At 71.7% G+C, this 20,536-nt stretch carries 10 protein-coding genes; 7 read left to right on the top strand and 3 right to left on the bottom strand.

Features of this window, described 5'->3' with window-relative positions:
• The first annotated feature begins 5 nt into the window (after positions 1 to 5).
• From G127AT_RS06510 to G127AT_RS06520, 3 genes are read left to right on the top strand one after another with little or no spacing between them, the layout of a single operon-like run.
• Positions 6 to 740, top strand: a complete 735-nt coding sequence (locus tag G127AT_RS06510) for a LytR/AlgR family response regulator transcription factor (protein WP_210901213.1) — start codon at positions 6 to 8, stop codon at positions 738 to 740.
• Positions 737 to 1,201 (top strand): DUF485 domain-containing protein, encoded by a 465-nt coding sequence (locus tag G127AT_RS06515; RefSeq protein ID WP_244857787.1) that lies wholly within the window; start codon positions 737 to 739, stop codon positions 1,199 to 1,201. The genes G127AT_RS06510 and G127AT_RS06515 overlap by 4 nt, the downstream gene beginning before the upstream one ends.
• Positions 1,198 to 2,664 (top strand): sodium/solute symporter, encoded by a 1,467-nt coding sequence (locus G127AT_RS06520; protein WP_210901215.1) that lies wholly within the window; start codon positions 1,198 to 1,200, stop codon positions 2,662 to 2,664. Before G127AT_RS06515 ends, G127AT_RS06520 begins: the two co-directional genes overlap by 4 nt.
• Before the next feature lie 336 nt (positions 2,665 to 3,000).
• On the opposite strand, the gene G127AT_RS06525 is transcribed toward G127AT_RS06520, so the two are convergent.
• Together G127AT_RS06525 and G127AT_RS06530 are read right to left on the bottom strand one after the other, a co-directional pair.
• Positions 3,001 to 4,011, bottom strand: coding sequence for a TAXI family TRAP transporter solute-binding subunit (locus G127AT_RS06525; protein ID WP_210901216.1), 1,011 nt, complete (start codon positions 4,009 to 4,011; stop codon positions 3,001 to 3,003).
• The gene (locus G127AT_RS06530) at positions 4,008 to 6,272 is read right to left on the bottom strand and encodes a TRAP transporter permease (protein ID WP_210901217.1); all 2,265 of its coding nucleotides are present in this window, start codon (positions 6,270 to 6,272) and stop codon (positions 4,008 to 4,010) included. The genes G127AT_RS06525 and G127AT_RS06530 overlap by 4 nt, the downstream gene beginning before the upstream one ends.
• 246 nt (positions 6,273 to 6,518) lie before the next feature.
• Between G127AT_RS06530 and G127AT_RS06535 the strand changes: the two genes are divergently transcribed.
• The 4 genes from G127AT_RS06535 to G127AT_RS06550 all read left to right on the top strand — a co-directional run bounded on the left by G127AT_RS06535 (position 6,519) and on the right by G127AT_RS06550 (position 11,167).
• The gene (locus G127AT_RS06535) at positions 6,519 to 7,160 is read left to right on the top strand and encodes a hypothetical protein (protein ID WP_210901218.1); all 642 of its coding nucleotides are present in this window, start codon (positions 6,519 to 6,521) and stop codon (positions 7,158 to 7,160) included.
• A gap of 427 nt (positions 7,161 to 7,587) precedes the next feature.
• The gene (locus tag G127AT_RS06540) at positions 7,588 to 8,241 is read left to right on the top strand and encodes a response regulator transcription factor (protein WP_210901219.1); all 654 of its coding nucleotides are present in this window, start codon (positions 7,588 to 7,590) and stop codon (positions 8,239 to 8,241) included.
• Entirely contained in the window at positions 8,241 to 9,761 is a 1,521-nt protein-coding gene (locus G127AT_RS06545; protein ID WP_210901220.1) for a sensor histidine kinase, read from the top strand. Before G127AT_RS06540 ends, G127AT_RS06545 begins: the two co-directional genes overlap by 1 nt.
• Entirely contained in the window at positions 9,758 to 11,167 is a 1,410-nt protein-coding gene (locus G127AT_RS06550; RefSeq protein ID WP_210901221.1) for a TAXI family TRAP transporter solute-binding subunit, read from the top strand. Before G127AT_RS06545 ends, G127AT_RS06550 begins: the two co-directional genes overlap by 4 nt.
• 30 nt (positions 11,168 to 11,197) lie before the next feature.
• Here the strand turns inward: G127AT_RS06550 and G127AT_RS06555 are convergent, their stop codons facing one another.
• Entirely contained in the window at positions 11,198 to 20,491 is a 9,294-nt protein-coding gene (locus G127AT_RS06555; protein WP_210901223.1) for a DUF5979 domain-containing protein, read from the bottom strand.
• Positions 20,492 to 20,536 lie beyond the last annotated feature (45 nt).

The following is a 20,536-nucleotide window of genomic DNA, read 5'->3' on the forward strand; positions in this document are numbered from 1 at the left end:
TGCGCATGATCTCCGTCCTCATCGCCGACGACGAGCAGCCCGCGATCGACGAGCTCGCGTACCTGCTCGGCCACGACGCACGGATCGGCACGATCCACCAGGCCCCGAGCGGCGCCGAAGCGGTGCGCCTGCTCACCCGCGAACCCGTCGACGCGGCCTTCCTCGACATCCACATGCCCGGCCTGTCGGGCTTCGACCTCGCCCGGGCGCTGCAGCGCTTCGAGCAGCGCCCCGCGCTCGTCTTCGTCACCGCCGACGAAGAGGGCGCCCTCGAAGCGTTCGACCTCGCCGCCGTCGACTACCTGCTGAAGCCCGTGCGCGCCGAACGCCTCGAACGCTCCGTGACGCGCATCGTCGAATCGCTCGGCCAGCCCGCCCGGGCCGAACCGCCCGCGCCGAACGACATGATCGCCGTCACCCTCGGCGGCACGGTGCGCATGATCCGGCGCGACGAGGTGCGCTACGCGCAAGCGCAGGGCGACTACACCCGCCTGCACACCGACGACGCCAGCTACCTCGTGCGCATTCCGATCTCCGACCTCGAACGGCAGTGGGCCGACGCCGGCTTCGTGCGCGTGCACCGCTCATACCTCGTCTCGCTGGCGGCCGTGTCACGGCTCCGGCTCACGGGCGAACGCGCGTGCCTCGTCGTCGGGCAGGTCGAACTGCCGGTGAGCCGGCGCCTGCTGCCGGGGCTGCGGGAGCGGCTCGGCTCGGCCACGATCCGCCCGCGGTCATGAGCGGCGGGGCGGGCGCGGATGCCGGCGCGGGCGCCGGGCCGGGCACCGGGGGTGCGGATGCTTCGGGTGCGGATGCCGGGCGGCAGCGCGCTCCGGCATCCACTCGCGTCCGCATCACCGCACCCAGGCAGCGGCCCGCGCCCGTCCCGTACGGCCCGGCCTCGGCATCCATCGGCCCCGACTCCAGCGATGTGCAGGGCATCTTCGTGCGCTCGCTCATCCGCTCGCAGCTGCGCCTCGCGCTCGTCTTCGCGATCGGCTTCGTCGTGGCCACGGCCCTGTTCGTGACCGGCATCGTGCTCGTGCCCGATCTCGGCCACAGCTACCTCGCCGGCGTACCGATCTCGTGGCTGCTGCTCGGCTTCGGGGTCTACCCCCTCGTCATCACCGTCGGCTGGCTGTACGTGCGGCTCGCGAACCGCAACGAGGCGAGGTACCGGGCCCTCTCGGAGGACGCATGAACGCCGGGATCGGGTATGCGGCGATCGCCCTCGTCGCCGTCGCGACCGCCCTCATCGGCTTCTACGGGCTGCGGGTCTCGCGCACCACCGGCGACTTCTACGTCGCCAGCCGCACCGTCCGGCCCTGGTGGAACGCGTCGGCGATCGGCGGCGAATACCTCTCGGCGGCCTCGTTCCTCGGCATCGCCGGTCTCATCCTGCTGACCGGGGCGGATGCCATGTGGTTCCCCATCGGCTACACGGCCGGATACCTCATGCTGCTGCTCTTCGTCGCCGCGCCCCTCCGACGAAGCGGCGCCTACACGATCCCCGACTTCACCGAGGCCAGGCTCGGCTCGCGTCCGGCCCGCCTCGTCACCAGCGGCCTCGTCATCGTCATCGGCTGGTTCTACATCGTGCCGCAGCTGCAGGGCGCCGCCCTCACCGTGCGGATCGCGACCGGGCTGCCGTCGTGGGCCGGCTCCCTCGCCGTCGCCGTCATCGTCGCGATCGTCGTCGCCGCCGGCGGCATGCGATCCATCACCTTCGTGCAGGCGTTCCAGTTCTGGCTGAAGCTCAGCGCGCTCGCGGTGCCCGTCGTGTTCATCCTCATCGTCACCGGCACCGGCGGCGGGGCCGTGTCGCTTCCGCCCGCGCTCGCCTTCGCGCCCGAGGCCGGGCCGGCCGGCATGGACGTCTACCGCACCGTCTCGCTCATGGTCGCCCTGCTCCTCGGAACCCTCGGACTGCCGCACGTGCTCGTCCGCTTCTACACGAACCCCGACGGCGTCGCCGCCCGCCGCACCACCGTCATCGTCCTGTGCCTGCTGTCGGTGTTCTACCTCTTCCCCACCGCGTTCGGTCTCCTCGGCCGCGCGTTCGCACCCGACCTCGCCACCCCCGGCGACGCCGACGCCCTCACCCTGCTGCTGCCGGGGCGCCTCGTACCCGGGCCGTGGGGCGACCTGCTGACCGCGTTCGTCATCGCCGGCGCGTTCGGCGCGTTCCTGTCGACGTCTTCGGGGCTCGTGGTCTCGCTCGCCGGGGTCATCAGCCAGGACGTGCTCGGCGGATCCATCCGCGGATTCCGCATCGCCGCCGTCGCCAGCTCGCTCGTGCCGCTCGCCGTGTCGCTCGTGACGGAGTCGAGCGGGCTCGCCGCCGGCGTCGGCCTGGTGTTCGCGTTCACGGCATCCACCCTCGCGCCCGTGCTGATCCTCGGCATCTGGTGGCGGGGCCTCACCGCCCGCGGCGCGATCGCCGGCATGCTCACCGGGGGGTCGCTGTCGGGGCTCGCGATCCTCGCCGGCCCCGCGATCTGGGCGCACGCACCCGTGCTGCGCGGCTTCCTGGAGCAACCGGCGGCGTGGACGGTGCCGCTGGCCGTGCTCGTGACCGTCGCCGTCTCGCGCGCCGACCCGCGCGGCGTGCCGCGGGGCGCGGACGCGTTCCTCGTGCGGGTACACGTGCCGGAGGCGCGGTAGGCGCCCCTTCCGCCCACTTCATGGGAGGGTCTCGATACGCTCGTTCCTCGCTACTCGACCGGCGAACTCCCGTCGGTCGAGTAGGCCGCCCGCGGCCGTATCGAGACCCGGTTCCGCCGAAGCCGGGTCTCGATACGCTCGTTCCTCGCTACTCGACCGGCGAACTCCCGTCGGTCGAGTAGGCCGCCCGCGGCCGTATCGAGACCCGGTTCCGCCGAAGCCGGGTCTCGATACGCTCGTTCCTCGCTACTCGACCGGCGAACTCCCGTCGGTCGAGTAGGCCGCCCGCGGCCGTATCGAGACCCGGTTCCGCCGGATGGAGCAGCTCTCGACGAACTACTCGGCGAGCTCTTTCAGCGCTTCCTCCGCGCCCTTGTTCAGGGGCACCGGGTCGGTCTGCTGCGCCGTCTCCGGGTCGAACTCGCCCGCGGAGGCGTGCACCTGCTCGAGGCGGTCGATGTTGCCCCAGATGGCGGTGTCGATACCGCACGCGGTCGCATCGTCCATGTCGTCGCGGACGAGGAGCATGTTCGGCACGATGATGGTCTTCACATCGCCGTCGAGCCCGTAGGTGTCGGCCGGGATCGTGCCCTCCTCGTAGACGGGGCTGAACTCGTGCATGCCGTCCAGCAGCGGGGTGATGTCGATGAACTCGACGCTGCCGGCGTCGGTGGTGAACAGTTCCGTGATGTTCGGCGTGGGCAGGCCGCCCGACCAGAAGATCGCGTCGATGTTGCCGTTGCGCAGGCCGTCGACGCTCGAGGAGAGGTCGAGGCGCTGTGCGGAGACGTCGGCGGCGGGGTCGAGGCCGGCGGCCTCGAGCAGGCGGTTCGCGATGACCTCGGTGCCCGACTTCGGCGAGCCGGTCGAAACCGTCTTGCCCTTCATGTCCTCGACGCTCGCGATGCCGGCATCCTTGCGGACGATGACCTGCGTCGAGTTCGTGTGGATGCGGCCGAGGGCCGCGATCGGCTGCTCCTCGCTGAAGGAGCCGGTGCCCTGGATGGCGTCGGCGGCGGTGTCGGCGAGCGAGAACGCGATGTCGTAGTCGCCGGCGACCAGCTGCTCGATGTTCTGCACCGAGGCGCCGGTTTCGGCGGCGGTGACGCGTAGTTCGGTGTCGCTGGAGAGCAGGTCGGCGATCGCGCCGCCGAGCACGTAGTAGACGCCGGTCGAGTTGCCGGTCGCGATCGTCAGCTGCGCGGCGGGTGCGGTGCAGCCGTCGCCGGAGCCGGCCTCGGGGCTCTCGGCGGCCCGCTGCTGCTGCCCGCCGCAGCCGGTGAGGGCGAGGGCGGTGGCGAGCGCGGCGGCGGTGAAGCCGATCGCGCGTTTCGTGGTGGTGGTCATGCGCTGGTTCCTTCCTGGGATGTGATCGGTGCGTGCGGTGCAGGGTCTGGGTCGTTCCGGCCGAATCGGGTGCGGATGCCGTTCAGCAGCGCCGCGGCGACGAGGAACGCGAGGCCGGCGGCGATCGAGACGGGTTCGAGGTAGAGGCAGGCGATGGCGCCGACGAGCAGCAGCACGCGTTCGACCCAGGTGGCGCGGGCGAACACCCATCCACCGGTGGCGCCGGCGAGGGCTGCGACCGCGACGACCGACACGGCCCCCGCCCAGAGCGTCGTCAGCAGATCGCCCTGCAGCAGCAGGCTGCCGCCGGCGGGCGTCAGGACGAAGGCGAGCGGGGCGAGGAAGGCGGGCAGGGTGTACTTCGTCGCCTGCCACATGGTGCGCATCGTGTCGCCGCCGGTGATCGCGGCCGAGGCGACGGCGGCGAGCGCGGTCGGCGGCGACACCTCGGAGAGCACGGCGTAGTAGAAGATGAACATCGCCGCTTCGGGGCGTTCGACGCCGAGGGTGATGAGGGCGGGCCCGATGATCACCCAGGAGATGATGAACGAGGCCGTCACCGGCACGGCGAGGCCGAGCAGGATGATCGCGACGGCGGCCAGCACGGCGGTGATCGCGAGGATCGCGCGCGGGTCGGAGGCGAGGGATTCGGCGACGCCGACGAGCATGCGGGCGAAGGTGAGGCCGACGCCGGTCTTGACGATGACGCTCGTGATGATGCCGGCGGCCGCGCAGACGGCGACGACGGGGATCGCCGAGCGGATGCCGGTGGACAGCGAGATGAAGAGTTCGCGGGCGTAGTCGGCGAGCGCCCGCCCGAGGGGCTGCGTGACGGCGTCGTCGTCGAGGGGGTCGCGGCGCGAGACGATCCGTTCGATGAGGCCGAAGACGGCGGCGACGCCGGTGGCGTACACGATCGCGCGGAACGGCGGCAGGCCGACGGCGAGGAAGAAGACGATGACGCCGAGGGAGAGGAAGTGGTACCCGAAGCGCGCCAGCAGCCATCCGGTGCGTTTGCGGGGCATGTCGATGGCGTTGGCGCCGAAGCGGCGGGCGTCGATCTCGACGGCGATGAAGATGCCGACGTAGTAGAGGATGGTCGGCACGATCGCCCAGATCATGACGTCGAGGTACGACACGGAGAGGTACTCGGCGATGATGAACGCGGCGGCGCCGAGCGTCGGCGGGGAGAGGATCGCGCCGATTCCGGCGGCGGCGAGCACCCCGCCGGCGGGGTTCGCCGGGTACCCGGCGCGCTTCAGCACCGGCCAGGCGAGGGAGCCGAGGGTGACGGCCGTCGCCGTGCCGGAGCCGGAGACGGTGCCGAGCAGGAACCCGCTGGTGACGACGGTGCGGCCGGCCGCCGACCGCGAGGAGCGGAACAGCGAGAACGAGAAGTCGATGAAGAAGCGGCCGGCGCCGGTGGCCTGCAGCACGGCGCCGTAGATGATGAACAGCACGATGTAGCTGGCCGCGACCGACAGGGGGGTGCCGTAGAAGCCGGACTGGTCGTTGAAGAAGCCGTTGATGATCTGGTCGAAGTCGACGCCGGCGTGGCTGATCGCCCAGTCCATCGGCAGGTAGCCGCCGTAGTAGGCGAAGGCGAAGAAGACGAGGCAGAAGATCGGCAGCACGAGGCCGGTGGTGCGGCGGGCGGCTTCGAGGATGAGGACGGTGAGGACGGTGCCGGCGACGATGTCGACGGTGCCGAGGGATCCCTGCCGGTCGAGGAAGGCGTTGAAGCCGCCGCCTCCGTCGCCGATCGCCACGGGCAGCAGCGGGTAGAAACAGACGAGGAAGCCGGCGATGGTGAGCGTCCAGTCCCACCAGGTGGGCTGTGTGGCCGCGCCCGGCTTCGAGCGGGCCCGGTAGAGCAGGAACGCGAGCGGCAGGGTGAGCCCGAGGAACACGATGAGCCAGTACTGCTGTCCCTGCCGCAGCGGGAAGAACACCTGGTAGAGCACGAAGACGGTGACTGCGAAGCAGTACGCGGTGACGATGAGGTCGAGGCGTCGCGGCAGGCGGCGTGCGGCGCGCTCCTCGTCGAACTCGGCGATGAGGTCGTCGGTGCTGCGCTCGGCGGTTCCGGGGGCGGTCGCGGTGGCGGTGGCGGATGCGTCGGGGGTGGTGGACGCGCCGGGCCGGGTGGATGCGCCGGGCGGCTCCGATGCGCCGCCCCCGGCTCGCCGTTCGGGCGCAGGCGGCTCAGGGGGCGGCGCGGCTTCGGCTCGGGCGATACCGGTGACTCCATCGTCTGGCATGCCGCCACGATATGGGCCGCGCGCGGCTCACCCCCGGTTTCTTTGCACGATCTTGAGGTTCGAGTAACCCCATGGCCTTGGATGATTCCGCTGAGCGTCGAAGGATACTGACGGAGCATGCGATGGAGAATCTTCATAAATTCTGTATGTTTGCCGAATGTTCTTCATACATTCGCAATACGGTTGCGTCATGTTCCCTGAATCACGATGCTGGACGGCAACGGAGCCAGAAAAGGAGATCTCGTCATGATCCTCAAGGTGCCTAAGGCGCGATTCATGACCACGTCCGCCCTCGTTGCGGTTCTTCTCGTCTTCGCGCCCGTGACTTCGGCCGCTCACGCCGAAGACGGCTCGATCAACGGCTGGGACAAGGACCTGTTCATCGCGGCAGCCGTCGAGGTGGGAGGCCTCACTGACGACAAAGCTGAGGAGGTCTGGGGCGACGAGCGTCTCATGTCTGCGGTAGGTGTTCAGTCCGAGACCGTCACGACGAAGACCGAGCGTGCACCGACCGCCGGTGACCTCGGGGAGAGTGCCGAGCACGGGTTCGTGCCGCTCACAATGATGAATACCGTGCACGATCGAACCGTCACAAACATCTTCGGCCATGTTGTGCGTCAGCTCATCGTCTACAAGGACTTCGCGTGCGGCAGCGACTCGTTCCGAGTCCTCAGCACCTCCTATTCAGTGGACGCTAACTCGACCATCGGCGAGTCCTTCACTGGCCTTGCTGGATCTCAGGACTACTTCAATGGCGCCCGGACGTCGCACACGACCTTCCGAAATGCGCATTTCCAGAACCTTCTTGTCCCTGGCTCATCGAATCTTTGGGTCGAGATCACGGTTACTTCGGGCTGTGGCGTCACCAAGAGCGCTGGTGGGCAGTAGCCTGATCAGGTCAGTCCGAGACTTCTCGGTCGCAGCAGAGATAATCAACTGAGGAGGTATGGCATGAACGCTAAGATCGCTGCCCTATGGGCCGGAACAGCTGCCGTGTTTGTCCTCGGGATGGCAGCGCTCCTCATCCTGGCCGCGCTCACCGCCCGACCCCTTCACCTGGGGGCCCTCGTCGCTCTGATCGTTTTCTGCGTTGCCATGTCAGCCATGCTAGTTTTCGCCGCGGTCAGGCGGCGGAGCACCTCAGGCCGCATAGACCTGAATCACGCTGGCTCAGGTGATGCGGAGCAAAGGCGTAAACCGAAGAGCTGAATCAACCGGCACGGGTGGATGCCGTGGCCCCCGGCATCCACTCGGGGCACCACCGGGGGCCACGCCGGTGTGCCACGGCATCCGCTCGCGCCCTATGCTTGCCGCCATGCGCGTGCTCATCGCCGAGGACGACGACTCCGTCGCCGCAGCCCTCACGGGCGTGCTCGAGCGCGCCGGGCACCGGGTGGCCCGCACCGCCCGCGGCGGCGACGTGCTGCTCGCCCACCAGCGCGCCGAACTCGTCATGCTCGACCTCGGCCTCGAAGACACCGACGGCTTCGAGGTGCTGCGCAGGCTCCGGATGGTCAGCGAGGTGCCCGTGCTCGTCGTCACCGCCCGCGGTGACGAACGATCCACCGTGCGGGCGCTGCGCCTCGGCGCCGACGACTACCTCGTGAAGCCGGTGCGCGTGCGCGAGCTGCTCGCCCGCATGGAGGTCGCCGTGCGGCGCAGGCCCGGCCCCGACCGCCCCGAAGCCGTGCACGCCGGACCCCTGGAGGTCGAGCTGCGCGCCCGGCGTGCGAGCGTCGACGGCGCAGAGCTGCCCCTCACCCGCACCGAGTTCGAGGTGCTCGCCGCGCTCGCGGCCCGCGTCGGGGCCGCCGTCAGCCGCGAGCAGATCCTCGACGAGGTGTGGGGCGACGCGTACGCGGCCAGTTCCCGCGCGTTCGACGTGCACCTCGCCCAGCTCCGGCAGAAGCTGCCGGGCGGCCTCATCACCACGATCCGCGGGTACGGGTACCGCCTCGAGGCCGGCTGATGCTCACCCGGGTGCTGCTGCCGATCCTGCTCGTCGGGGTCGTCGCGGTGCTCGCGCTCGTGCTGCCTGCCGGCGAGGCCCTCGCGGCCGCCCGCACCCAGCAGCTCACGATCACCCGTTCGGCGGCGCTCGGGCATCTCGTGCAGCTGGCCGAGGGGTCGATCGCGACCGGCGACCGCTCGGGGCTGACCGCCTACCTGGACCGCTTCCGCGAGGTCACGGGCGAACACGTGCTGGTGGTGGATGCTGCGGGCACCGTCATCGCCGGCGACCTCGACCCGCACCGCGCCGACGTCGACCGGCATGTGCAGGCCGCCGTGCGGGCGCTGCCGCAGCGCACCCTGCCGACGCTCCGGCCCTGGTCGAGCCCGGTCGCGCTCATCTCCGAACCCGTGCCCGGTGTCGGCGAGTCGAGCCTCGGCGCCGTCGTCCTCGAAGCCGATGCGAGCCGGGCGACCGGCGACATCGGCGCGCAGTGGCTCGTGCTCGCCGGAGCCGCTGCCACCCTGCTCGCAGGCCTCGCCCTGCTCGCGCACCGCTTCGCGCACTGGGTGCTGCGCCCCGTCAAAGCCCTCGACGACGCCGCGAACGCCTTCGCCGAACGCCGCGACCTGATGCCCCTCGCCCAGGCCGGCCCGCCCGAGCTCCGCCGCCTCGAGGCGAGCTTCACACGCATGGCCGGCGGCATGCACGACACCCTCGAGCAGCAGCGGGCCCTCGTCGCCGACGCCTCGCATCAGCTGCGGAATCCGCTCGCGGCGATCCGGCTGCGCGTGGATGCCGTGCGCGAGGCCCCGGTCGGAACCGGGACTGGGGGCGACGCGCCGGGAGCCGTCTCGGGCGATGTCTCGGCGGCTGCGAGCGGCTCCTCGGGCCCTGGGGGCGCCGCGGACGAGCTCGCGCTCATCGACGCCGACCTCGACCGCCTCGAACGCACCGTGGATCGCATGCTCGCCCTCGCCAACGCCGAGCATCGCGCGACCGCCGAGGCGAGCGGATCCCGCACCGGCTTCGCCCGCGACTCCCGCCGCGACCACACCGTGCCGTCGGCGGCGGCGCTCGCCGAACCCTTCCGGGCGCTCATGGACGCCGCCGACCAGCACCTCGTCGTCACCGGCGCGGAGGAGCTGCGCCTCGCCTGCCGCCGCAGCGACCTCGAGGAGATCGTCGCGACCGTGCTCGACAACACCCGCAAGTACGCGGGGGCGGGTGCGACCGTGCGGGTGCGGCTCGCGCGCTCGGGTGCGGATGCCGGCCCTCCCGGCAGCGAATCGTTCGCCGCCGCGGCGGGCACCGCCGTGCTCGAGATCGCCGACGACGGGCCGGGCCTCGGCGACGAGGAGCTCGCCCGCGTCGGCGCCCGCTTCTGGCGGGCCTCGCAGCACCGCCAGGTGCCAGGCACCGGCCTCGGTCTCGCGATCGTCGGCGAACTCGTGCGCGCGAACGCCGGCCGCCTCACCATCGACCGCGCCCCCGAAGGGGGCCTCCGCGTGCGCGCCGAGTTCGGGGTGCTCGCATGAGCGCGAGCGAGGGCGGGGGCGACCGCCGGAGCATGCACCCGGCCGGGCCGGCGCGCCGGGGCATCCACCCGAAGCTGCACCCGGCCGGGTCGGCGCGCCGGGGCATCCACCCGAGCCGCCGCGCCGTGCTCGCCCTCGGTGCCGCGGGCCTCGCGACGAGCCTGGCCGCGGCCCTCGCCGGCTGCGCGCCGGCCCCGGCGGCGCGGCGGATCCGCATGGCGTGCGGCGAACCGGGCGGCACGTACATCCGCTTCGGGCAGCTGCTGGCGCGCGCGGCGGTGGATGCCGGCATCGCCGCCGACATGCGGGCCCTGCCCACCGAGGGCAGCGTCGAGAACGTCGAACTGCTGCGCTCCGGCGAGGCCGAGCTCGCCATCGCCCTCGCCGACACCGCCGCCGCCCGGGCCGACGGGATCGTCGCGATCGGCCGCGTCTACCAGAACTACCTGCAGTGCATCGTGCGCGAGGATTCCGGCATCGCCGCCCCCGCCGGGCTCGCCGGGCGGCGCGTGTCGATCGGGGCGCCCGGTTCCGGGACGGCGACCATGTCGCTGCGCGCCTTCGCCGCGCTGGGGCTCGCCCCCGCAGGCGGCGCGGGCGAGACGGGCGGCGCGGACGGCGCGCGGATCGCCGCCGGCGCAGGGCAGGGCGCCGCGGCATCCGCACCCGGCGTGACGGGCGGCGTGCAGGGCGCCGCGGCATCCGCACCCGGCACCGCGGTCCTGCTCGAACTCGGCCTCGCGGATGCCGTGGGCGCCCTCGCGACCGGCGACATCGACGCCGTCATGTGGTCGGGCGGCATCCCGCTGCCGGAGCTCTCGCGCCTCGACGGCATCACCCGCGTGCGCCTGCTCGACCTCACCGCCGCCGTGCCGGCGATGAACCGCGACTTCGGCGACGCCTACGCGATCACCGCGGTGCCCGCCGGCACCTACGGACTCACCGAAGCCGTCCCGGCGATCGGCGTCTCGAACTTCCTGCTCGCCCGCCCCGAACTGCCCGGCGAGCTCGCCCGGGCGTTCGTCGACCTCCTCCTCGAAGAGGCGCCGCGCCTCGTGCCGCAGCCCTCGATCGGCCTGCAGTACCTCACCTCGTCGAGCCTCATCGACACCGCCCCGATCCCCTCCACCCCGCCGCCCGCCGCCGCTTCCGCGAGCGCTACGGCTAGCCACGCCGCCGCACCCCGCTCTCTCCCCACCCCGCACCCCTCTGTCCCCGCTCCCTCCTCCCCCTCCCCCAAGCACCCTCCCCTGCGCAATGCAGGACCGCGCGCGTGTCGCGGGGCGTTCTCCCGCATGGCGAGTGCGACACGCCGAGCGCGTTCCTGCATTGCGCAGAAGAGACAGCCGGTCCTGTGCTCAGCCGGTAGGTGCCGCGGTGGATGCGGGAGCACACCGCCACCGTGACCGCCGCGGCGCGGCGGCGGGCGCGGCCGCTCACGCGCGGGCGCGGCGCCGACGGGAGAGGCCGGCGGCGAGCGCAGCCCCGCCGCCGCCGAGGAGCAGCACCGCCCAGCCGAGTGCGGCGAGCAGGGCGCCGCCGTCGACGCCGGTCCGCGGCAGCGGCGGGTCGAAGCGGTTGTCGACGGTGATCGTGACGGCGGCGTCGGCCGTGATCACGACGGGATCAGCGACGGTCGCGCTGACCGTGGAGGATGCGGCGCCTCCGGCATCCACTTCCTCGGCCGAGCAGGCGGCGCCGACGGGCAGCCCGTCGAAGGTGCGCGTCTCACCGGGGCCGATGACGATGCGTTCGGCATCCATCGCGACGAAGGGATCGTTGTCGCCGCGGCCCAGCACGCAACTCACCTCGATGACGAAGGAGCGCCCGGCGGCCTGGTCGACGGCGCCGCTGACGGTCTTCTCGAGACGCAGCGACCCGGCCTCGTAGGTGTTCGTCGCGGTGATCGTGAGGTGCTGCTCCTCGGCGGACCGGCCGACGACGGCCGCATCGTCGAAGGACCCGAAGTCGATCGAGACATCGGAGGCGCCGGCGGCGTCGGGTTCGACGGCCCAGCAGTGCGTGCCGATCGGCAGGCGGAGCGGCCCCCCGCCGGGCCCCGCGACCGGCACCGTCTCGCCGGCCTCGATGCGGGTGGGCGCCTCGTAGAGGGTGACGGGTTCGCCGTCGCGGACGAGCTGACAGGTCAGCTGCACGGTGAAGACGGCGCCGGCCGCGGCATCCACCGCGTCGCCCGTCACCTCCTTGGCGAGCGCGACGGTGCCGACGGAGAACTCGTTGACGAAGCCGGCCGTGACGACGGACTCGACGCCGGGCTCCTCCTGGTCGGGGATGACGACGGTCACGGGCGGTGCGGGCGCGTCTGCGCCGCCCGGATCGGTCTCGGTGACGACGCATTCGGCGCCGACCGGGATGCCGGTGACGGTCTCGCTGCGGAACGGGCCGCCGCTGCCGTCGTCGAGGACGACGAGTTCGCGGTGCACGACCTCCTGCCCCTCGTAGGTGCAGACGGCTTCGAAGACGTAGCGGGCGGAGAAGTCGGGGGCGCCCGGCCCGGCGGCGTCCTTCAGCACGTCGAGGGCGCCGGTGCGGAAGTCGTTGACGACGTCGACGCGCACCGGGTCGGCGAGTTCGTCGTCGTCGATGACGGTGGATGCCGGGGTCGCGTTCGACTCGGTGGCGCCGGCGGCATCCACCTCGGTCACGGCGCAGCGGGCGCCCGTCGGCAGGTGGTCGACGAGCCAGACGTCGCCCGGGGCATCTACCGTCAGCGTATGCGTGTCGTCGTACACGTCGGCGTCGACGGCGTCATGCACGCAGTGCAGGCGCACCTCGAAGTCGCCGAATGCGCCGGCCCAGGTGTCGGCCCCCGTGCCGGTGACGGACTTGGCGATCTCGATCGAGCCGACCGGGTAGTGGTTCGTGACCGTCATGAGCGTCGTCGGCCGCCCGGCGTCGTCATCGGGCTGGAGCTCGAAGGTCGCGGTCGTGGTCTCGCCGAGGTCGTCGTCGACGCCGCCCTGCGCGAGGACGACGGTCGTGCGGGCATCCTGCTGGACGATCTCGTCGACGGTGCAGTCGCTGCCGGCGGGCAGCTCGGTGAAGCTGCGCGTCTCGCCGTCGCCGAGCTCGAAGATCTCGTCGAGCACGGTCTCGCCCTCGAAGCCGCAGACGACGATGAAGCGGTACACGTACGAGTACTCGACGGGCTGGCCGCTCTGGTCGACGGCGCCGCCGTTGTCGACCTCCTTGGCGACCGTGAAGCCGGCGTCGGGGAACACGTTCGTCACCGTGATCGTGACGGGTTCGTCGCCGCCGACGACGACCGGGTCGTCCTCGGTCGCGCTGATCTCGATCTCCCAGGCGCCCTGCCCGTCGGGCTCCTCGGCGTAGCAGGTGGAGCCGACGGGGATATCGCCGAGCGTGTCCCGCCCGCCGCCCCGCAGGACGACGGATTCATCGTCGTAGCTCACGATCGGGTCGTTGTTGCCGCCGCGGTCGAGAGTGCAGGTGACGAGGATCTCGAACTCGGTGTCCTCGGCGTATTCGGCGGCGCCGCCGGCGAGCTCCTTGGCGATCGTGAGGTCTGCGAGGTCGAAGGTGTTCGTCGCGGTGATCTCGAGCACGGCCGGGTCGTCTTCGTCGATCGGCACGACGACGACGGCGTTCTCGAAGGAGTCGTGGTCGACGGTGGATGCCGTGGCGCCGGCCGCATCGGTCTCCTCGCCCCAGCAGTGGGTGCCGACGGGCAGGATGAGCGGCGCACCGCCGTCCGTGACGGTCACGGTCTCGTTGCCGGTGACCTCGACCTCGCCTGCGAAGAGGGGGTCGGCGTCTTCGGTGAGGGCGCAGGTCACGAGCACGGTGTACGCGGCATCCACCACGGCCGGGTCTGTCGCGCCCGCGCCGTCGAGGGCTTTCGTCACCTGCAGGCCTGCGGCCGAGAAACGGTTCTCGAACGGTGCGGTGACGACCGTTGCGACGCCGTCGTCCTCGTCGGGGATCACGACGTCCACGGGCGGCGGCGTGGCATCCGCTCCCCCGTTCGCGGTCTCGGTGATGGCGCAGTCCGCCCCGACGGGCAGCCCCGTGACGGCCTCCGAGGTGAACGGCCCGGCCGTGCCGTCGCCGGTGATCGTGAGTTCGCCCTCGCCGACGGTCTCGCCGAGATACTCGCAGCGGTAGCCGAACACGAAGACGGCGCCCGCGCTGAAGCCGATGCCGGAGCCGGCGACCGTCTTCTCGACCTCGAAGCCGCCGACGCGGAAGTCGTTCTGCACGTCGACCAGGACCGGGTCGCCCGGGGTGCCGTCGATCCCGATGGCGACCTGCTCAGGGGTGATCGTCGCCTCGGTCGCGCCCCCGTCGTCGGACTCGTCGATGTCACACTCGGCGCCCGTCGGCAGCAGCCCGACGCTCCAGGTGCCGCCCGCGACCGGGAAGGTCCAGGCATCGTGGAACACGGGGTTCTCGTCGGCCTGATCCCAGGTGCAGACGAGGGTGACCGTGAACCCGTGCACCGGCGTGCCGTCGCCGATGACCCTCTTCGTGATCTCGATGCCGCCGACGGTGTACGTGTTCGTCACGGCGACCGCGGTCGCGTGCGTGTCATCGACGTCCGGCAGCACGGTGAAGTCGACGGACGCCCCGTCGACCGGCTCGCCCGGCACCCCGCTCTCGGTGACGACGATACTCGTCGTCGTCGCGCCCGCATCGTCGGTCTCGGTGACGGTGCATTCGGCGCCGACGGGCACACCGCCGAACTCCGCCTGCTCGCCGTCCTGCAGTTCGAACTCCTCGCCGAGCACCTCCTCGCCGAGGAAGGTGCAGCTCGTCTCGAACCCGAACGTCGGGTGGAACTCGATGAGGTCGCCCTCCTGATCCTCCGCGCCGCCGGGCACGATCGCCTTCGACACCGTGAAGCCGCCGAGCTCGTACTCGTTCCGCATCGTGATGAGATCCGACTCCTCGGACGCGGGGGCCGGGTGGTGGATGTCATCGCGCGCGGTGAGGTCGCGCTGCGCCGAGACGGTACCCGACCAGCCGTCGGTGCCCGCCGGATCGTAGCCGACGGCGGCGCCCTGCGCGGGGAGCTCCTGCACCCGGCAGTCGGCATACATGGGCAGGTTCGTGCCCTCCCCGATCAGCACGACGGTGCCGCCGGCGGGCACGTCGACGGGGGCCGGGTCGGGGGTGATCGTGCCCTCCTCCCCGTCCGAGGTGCACTGCACGTTCGCCTCGTAGGCATCGGGAAGCGGTGCGGGCCAGTCGACGGGATCCGTCACGACCTCCTTCTGCAACTCGAACGTCCCCGTCGGCGCGGCGACGCCGGCGCGGACCGGCTCGACCGGGCCCTGGTAGATCTCGCCGCCGTCGTGCAGCGCCAGGGACCCCGCCGCGACCGAGTTCCAGGCGATCGGCAGACCCCCCTCGTAGGCATCCGGGATCCAGGCCGGCGTGCGGGTGTCGAAGGTGATCGCCCCCGAGGTGCCGGGTGCGAGGCCGTCGCCCTCGGGCCAGACGGCGACCGTCTTCAGCGCCTTGGCCCGGGCGAGCTCCTCGGGGGGCGTCGTCGCGTCGTACGCGATCCAGTCGCGAGCGGCGATGTCGCTCGCGCACGCGTTCCCCGGCGGCACCTCTTCGCCGCGCGAGGAGTACTCGATATCGGTCGCATTGCACGCGACGCTTGGCACCGTCGTCGTGTAGAAGTTCGTCACCGTCGCCGTCGTCGCCCGCCCTTCGGGTCGGACGCCGCCGAGGAAGATCGGCGACCACTGCGAGCCGCGCGCGTTCGGCACGGTGACGCCCGTGTCGCCGACGGCGGGCAGCACGTCGATACCGGCGATGGCCTGCGACGGCACATTGCCGAGGTTCGTGAACGCCAGCCGCCACCGTTCGACGCCGCCGGGCCTGGTGATCGGCACGCAGATGTTCCGGTAGTTGCCGCCCGTCGCGTTCGGCTCGGCGCAATCCTCGGGCGAGCCGGTGGTGCTCAGCACACCGAGGTCGTCGTAGTTCGCGTCACCGGCATCCGCACCCGGCACACCGGCCGCGACTCCGCGCACCCCCTTCTCGAGGCTGATCGGGGCAGCCGCGGTCGGGTTCACGGTCGTGTTCGCCGTGCAGTCGTCGACGTCGCTCACGGTCGGGTTCGTCACCGTCCCGAACGAGGTCGAGTCGCAGGTGTCGAACATCCGGTCGCTCGTCGCGGTGATCGTGTTGGCGACGGGTGTGCCGGGCGGCAGAGCGTCGCGGAACTGCAGATGCGCCCTGATCTCCAGCACACCGGCCGGCTGCAACACGAACCCGTCCGGCACCGTGACCGCGACCACGCCCGTGTCGGGGTCGAGGGCCGCATCGAAGCCCTCGGCCGCCGCTCCATCGAGCAAGAACTCGAAGACGGGGTCGGCGCCGGGGCGCGGCACGAGCATCGAGCCGGAACCGTCCGCCTGGATGCGGTCTTCGAGCACAAGCCCCTCGATCGGCCACGAACCGGTGTTCGTGATCGTCATGCGGTACGGGATCTCGCTCGCGGGCGGGAACTGCTGCGAGTCCGCACCGTCCTGGCCGTTGCCCGGGAGCTTCTCGACCTCGATCCCGTTCGGCAGATGGCGCAGCACCGTCGTCGCCGGCACGGAGTCGTCCGCCGTCCACCGGGTGCCGGTGTCGACCTCCCACGCGCCGATACCGTGCACGTCGACGACATCGGTGATCGTCCCGGCACTCGTCTCACCCGGGGCCGGGTCGAGATCCGGTCGGGTCGAGGGCACCGGCACGCTGTCGATCTCCCCGCCCGGGCCGATGCGGAGGTTCCCGAGCCGGTCGGCGGTGAACGCGAGCTCGACGATCGGGTTGAACGGGCTCTCCCAGTTCGACTCGTCGGCGTCGGCGCGCACGTCGAAGCGGATGCCGAGGACGTCGACCGGGTCGACCCCGCTCGGCAGTGCGGGGGTGACGGTCGAATTCGCGTCCGTGTCCTGCCAGGGGCCGGGGACCCAGCAGCCGTCGAGCACGACGGACCCGCCGCAGGTGACGACGATGTCGCCGCTCCCCTCATCGAGGGCGTAGTCGACGCCGGTGAGCACCTGCACGCGCAGCTGGTGCAGGTTCGCCGGAAGGGTCGCATCGGGGAAGCCGGCGAACGTGAACGCGTTCCAGAACGTCGCCTCGTCGTCGGTGACCGAGAGCACGGTGGTGCGCACGTTGCCGCCGGGCTGCCCGGTGAGATCCACGCGGTACCCCTCGCGAGGCTCGTCCTCGAAGCGAGAGTCGGGGGTGATCGTCTTCCCGGCGAAGACGTCGTAGTCGGCGGCGTCGAAGGCGAGCGTGTCGCTCGCGGTGCCCGTGGCGATGTCGAGGTCCGGCAGGCCGCCCGGGCGTGCGACCTCGGCCCCGGCGACGTTGACGGCGGTGTCCGCCGCCGTCGGCGGAAGTCCGCTCGCGCGGCCGGTCTCCCGCAGTTGGTAGGTGAGCACGACGGTGCTCGCGGAGCCGGAGCGGATCGAGACCGTACCGGGGGTCTCATGGTGGACGTCGATGCCGATGACGTCGGCGAGGTCGGCCGGTGCGAGTTCGAGCGCGTCTTCGATCGAGATCGGCGGATCCGCCCCGCCCTCGCGGGTGAGGACGACGCTCGACTCGGTCGCGTCGACCGGAACGGAGATCGCGTCGATGCGGTACAGGTTCAGATACTCGTACATCGATTCCGTCGCGCCCGGCGCCGGGTCGGAGACGTCCATCGTGGAGACGGAGGCCTGGGTCGCGTTCGTGGCGACGATCGTCGCCGTCGCGAGCGGATACGTGGCCTGCCCGGCCGAGGCGGGCGGAATCGGCAGGGCCTCCTGATCGAACTCCTTCGACACCTGCACATCCGCGGCCGCATCGAGGATCGAGATGAGGTCGTCGTCGCTCTGCGCGACGGGGCGTTCGCCGTCGGCGACGATGCCGGCGGTGTTCTTCACGACACCGGCGGCGCCGGAGTTGTACGACTCGTCGTGCAGGGACCCGGTGACCGGGCCGCCGTCGCTGCGCTTCTCGTATCGGAGTTCGAACACGAGGTCGATGCCACGGTCGTGGTCGTAGGAGGCGGCCACTCCCGAGCCGGGCTCGGGGCCGGTCTCGCCGTCTCGGCCGCTGCCCTCCTCGAAGACGAGGCGGACGGCGCGGGTGGATGCCGTCTGCTCGGCGCTCAGGGGGTAGCCCGGGAATGCCCCGTCGCATGCCGACCCGTCGGCGCCGCACGCGTCCGCCGTGACATCGACCCAGTCCCCGACGCCCGCATCGAAGAGCTCGACGGAGGCGACCCGGTCGTACTGCATCCACGGGTCGAGATCGCCGTCGATCGGGGCGATCTCGACGAGGTCCCAGGCGTCGTACGCCGATGCGCCGATGACGCCGTCGCCGTACAACGGCCCGGCGGTCGGGTCGTCGGTGAAGGCGACCGAGTCGAACGGCAGACCCTCGGTCGACCAGGCGAGATGGGCGACGCGCGCGACCCCGCTGAAGGCGTACAGGGGCACTTCCGGGTCGACGAGCCAGGTCTTGTCGAAGAGGTCGGGGCCGTCGCCGTCGGGGTCGAGCCAGTGCAGCTCCGTCTCGTCGGCGGCGGTGGCGGTGTCGTCGTCGGGCGTCGAGTCGTTCGGGCTGTACACCTCGGAGCCGCCCGTGTTGGGCACGATCAGCGGGTCGGCGGCCTCGGCGGCGTCGGCGACCGATCCCGATCCATCGCGGAACTCCTCGCGCGTGACGACCGAGAACGACGGCGCGACCTGGAAGCCGGGCTGCAGCAGCTGCCCGTCCTTCGGCGTGTACACGAACCGCATGCCCTGGATGCTCTCGCGCTGCGCCGCCGGGACCGCCACGACGAGGTCTCCCGGCCCGTCGAGCTGCCCGCCGGGCAGGTCCGTCCACGCCTGCCCGTCCCAGACCTGCACCTGCAGGTCGGCCACGGTCGGCACCCCGGCGACGATGCGGCTGAGGTCGAAGGCGTTCCAGAACGCATCGACGGGGTCGCCGGGTTGCGGGTCGGGCGGGTCGCTCACGATGAGGTACTCGGAGCCGACGGTGGATGCGTTGGGCCCGTCGTCGTTGACATCGGCCCGGAACGACACATCCGTCGTGGTGCCCGGAACGGCCCAGAGCCAGTCGCGGGCGACCGATTTGTCGATCGTCGTCGACACGCGCCCGGGCTGGCGGGTGAGATCTGCCGCGGCGGAGTCGCTCCCCGTCAACCCGGCCGCGTCGGTGACGGCGGTCGTGATCGTGTTCGTGCTCGTGGTGTCTTCGTCGACCGGCTGGGCCGTGACCGTGAACGGCAGGGTCGCGCTCGCATGCTGGATGATCGGCCCTGTGAAGGTCGCCGTGAAGCCCACGACGCCGTCTTCGGACGGCGGCGGCAGGGTGTCGGTCTCGTCGGCGGTGAGCGTCTCGCTTCCGCCGCCCGCGTAGCGGTACTCGATGCTCGCGCCGGTCGCGCCCGCCGGCCAGAGCACGCCGTCGGTGAACCCGTCGAAGTCGAGGCCCTGCGCGGCGAGGTCCGGCTGCCCCGGACTCGGCTCGTCGATCACGAGCTCGGCGACGGGCCGGTAGCCGACGGTGGCGGTGAGCGTCGCCGTCGTCTGATCGCCCGCGAGCAGGTTCGGGTTCGCGAAGCTCTTGCCGGCGACCACCGTCGGGCCCTCGTTCGTGATGAAGACGGTGCCGTCCGCGGTGTTCGGCGTGCTCGTGCGGCCCTGCACGGTGACCGACGACGAGGCCGTGTTCGGCACGTCCACCGCCTGGCCGACGGGGATGTCGAGCACGGTGTCGTTCGTCTCGGCGGCGAAGCCGATGGATGCCTCCTCCCCGCCGGCCGGCAGCCGCCCGGTCGAAGAGGTGAAGGTGAACCGCAGACCCTTCACCTCGGAGTGCGGATCGACGGCGGGGATCCCCGTGAGGTCGCTCGGGATCTCGCCCGTGTAGTCGTCGTGCCAGACGCCGGCGGCGTCCCGCCAGGCGACCGCGACCCGGTCCGCGCCGTTCGGCGGGGTCAGCGAGGTGAGCCCGGTGAAGTCGAGGGAGCCCTCGAAGGGGCTCGCGACGCCGTCGGCCGGATCCTGGACGACGAGGGCGTCGACCGAACGGTTCGAGACGCTGCCGCCGCCGATCGTGTAATCGACCGGCTGCCCGGGCAGGGCCGGGATGCCGGGCGAGCCCGGCGCCTGATGGTCGTCGACCGTTTTCTGCACGGTCGTGTCGAGCACCTCGGGCACGTCGATCGCGACCGTCGCCGAGGCATCCACGTCCAGGGCGTTCTCGGCGGTCGCGAAGGCCGTGTTCACGATGTCGCCGTTGTAGTCGGCGCCGAGGTCCGGCGGGACCTGCACGTAGACGGTGATGTCGGCCTTGTTCCCGGTCGGCAGGCCGACGCCCGAGACGCCCGGCGTCGAGAAGTCGACGGTGAACGAGGTTCCTTCGCTGGTGACCTGGCTCGTGCCGCCGCCCGCCACGACGACCGCGTGTTCGACGCTCGCGTCGAAGACGAGCGGTTCCGGCAGGGTGTCGGTCAGCTGCGCCCCGACGCAGGTGTCCACGATCGAGCTGTTGCACGTCAACTCGACCCGGTAGCTGAACTGCGCGCCCGGGCCGTACGGCGACTGGCCCGTCGCATCGCTCTTCGCGATCAAAAACTCGGCGTCGTCCGGCGCCGCGACCGCCGGCGTCGACGCGGGCGCGGCCAGCCCGACCGCGAGCACCACGGCGAACAGCGCCGCGAACCATCGACGGAACACCCGCATCCACCCCCTGATGACCCGGCCCCCCGACCGCGTCGGACC

Source organism: Agromyces archimandritae, assembly GCF_018024495.1.
Lineage (GTDB): Bacteria > Actinomycetota > Actinomycetes > Actinomycetales > Microbacteriaceae > Agromyces > Agromyces archimandritae.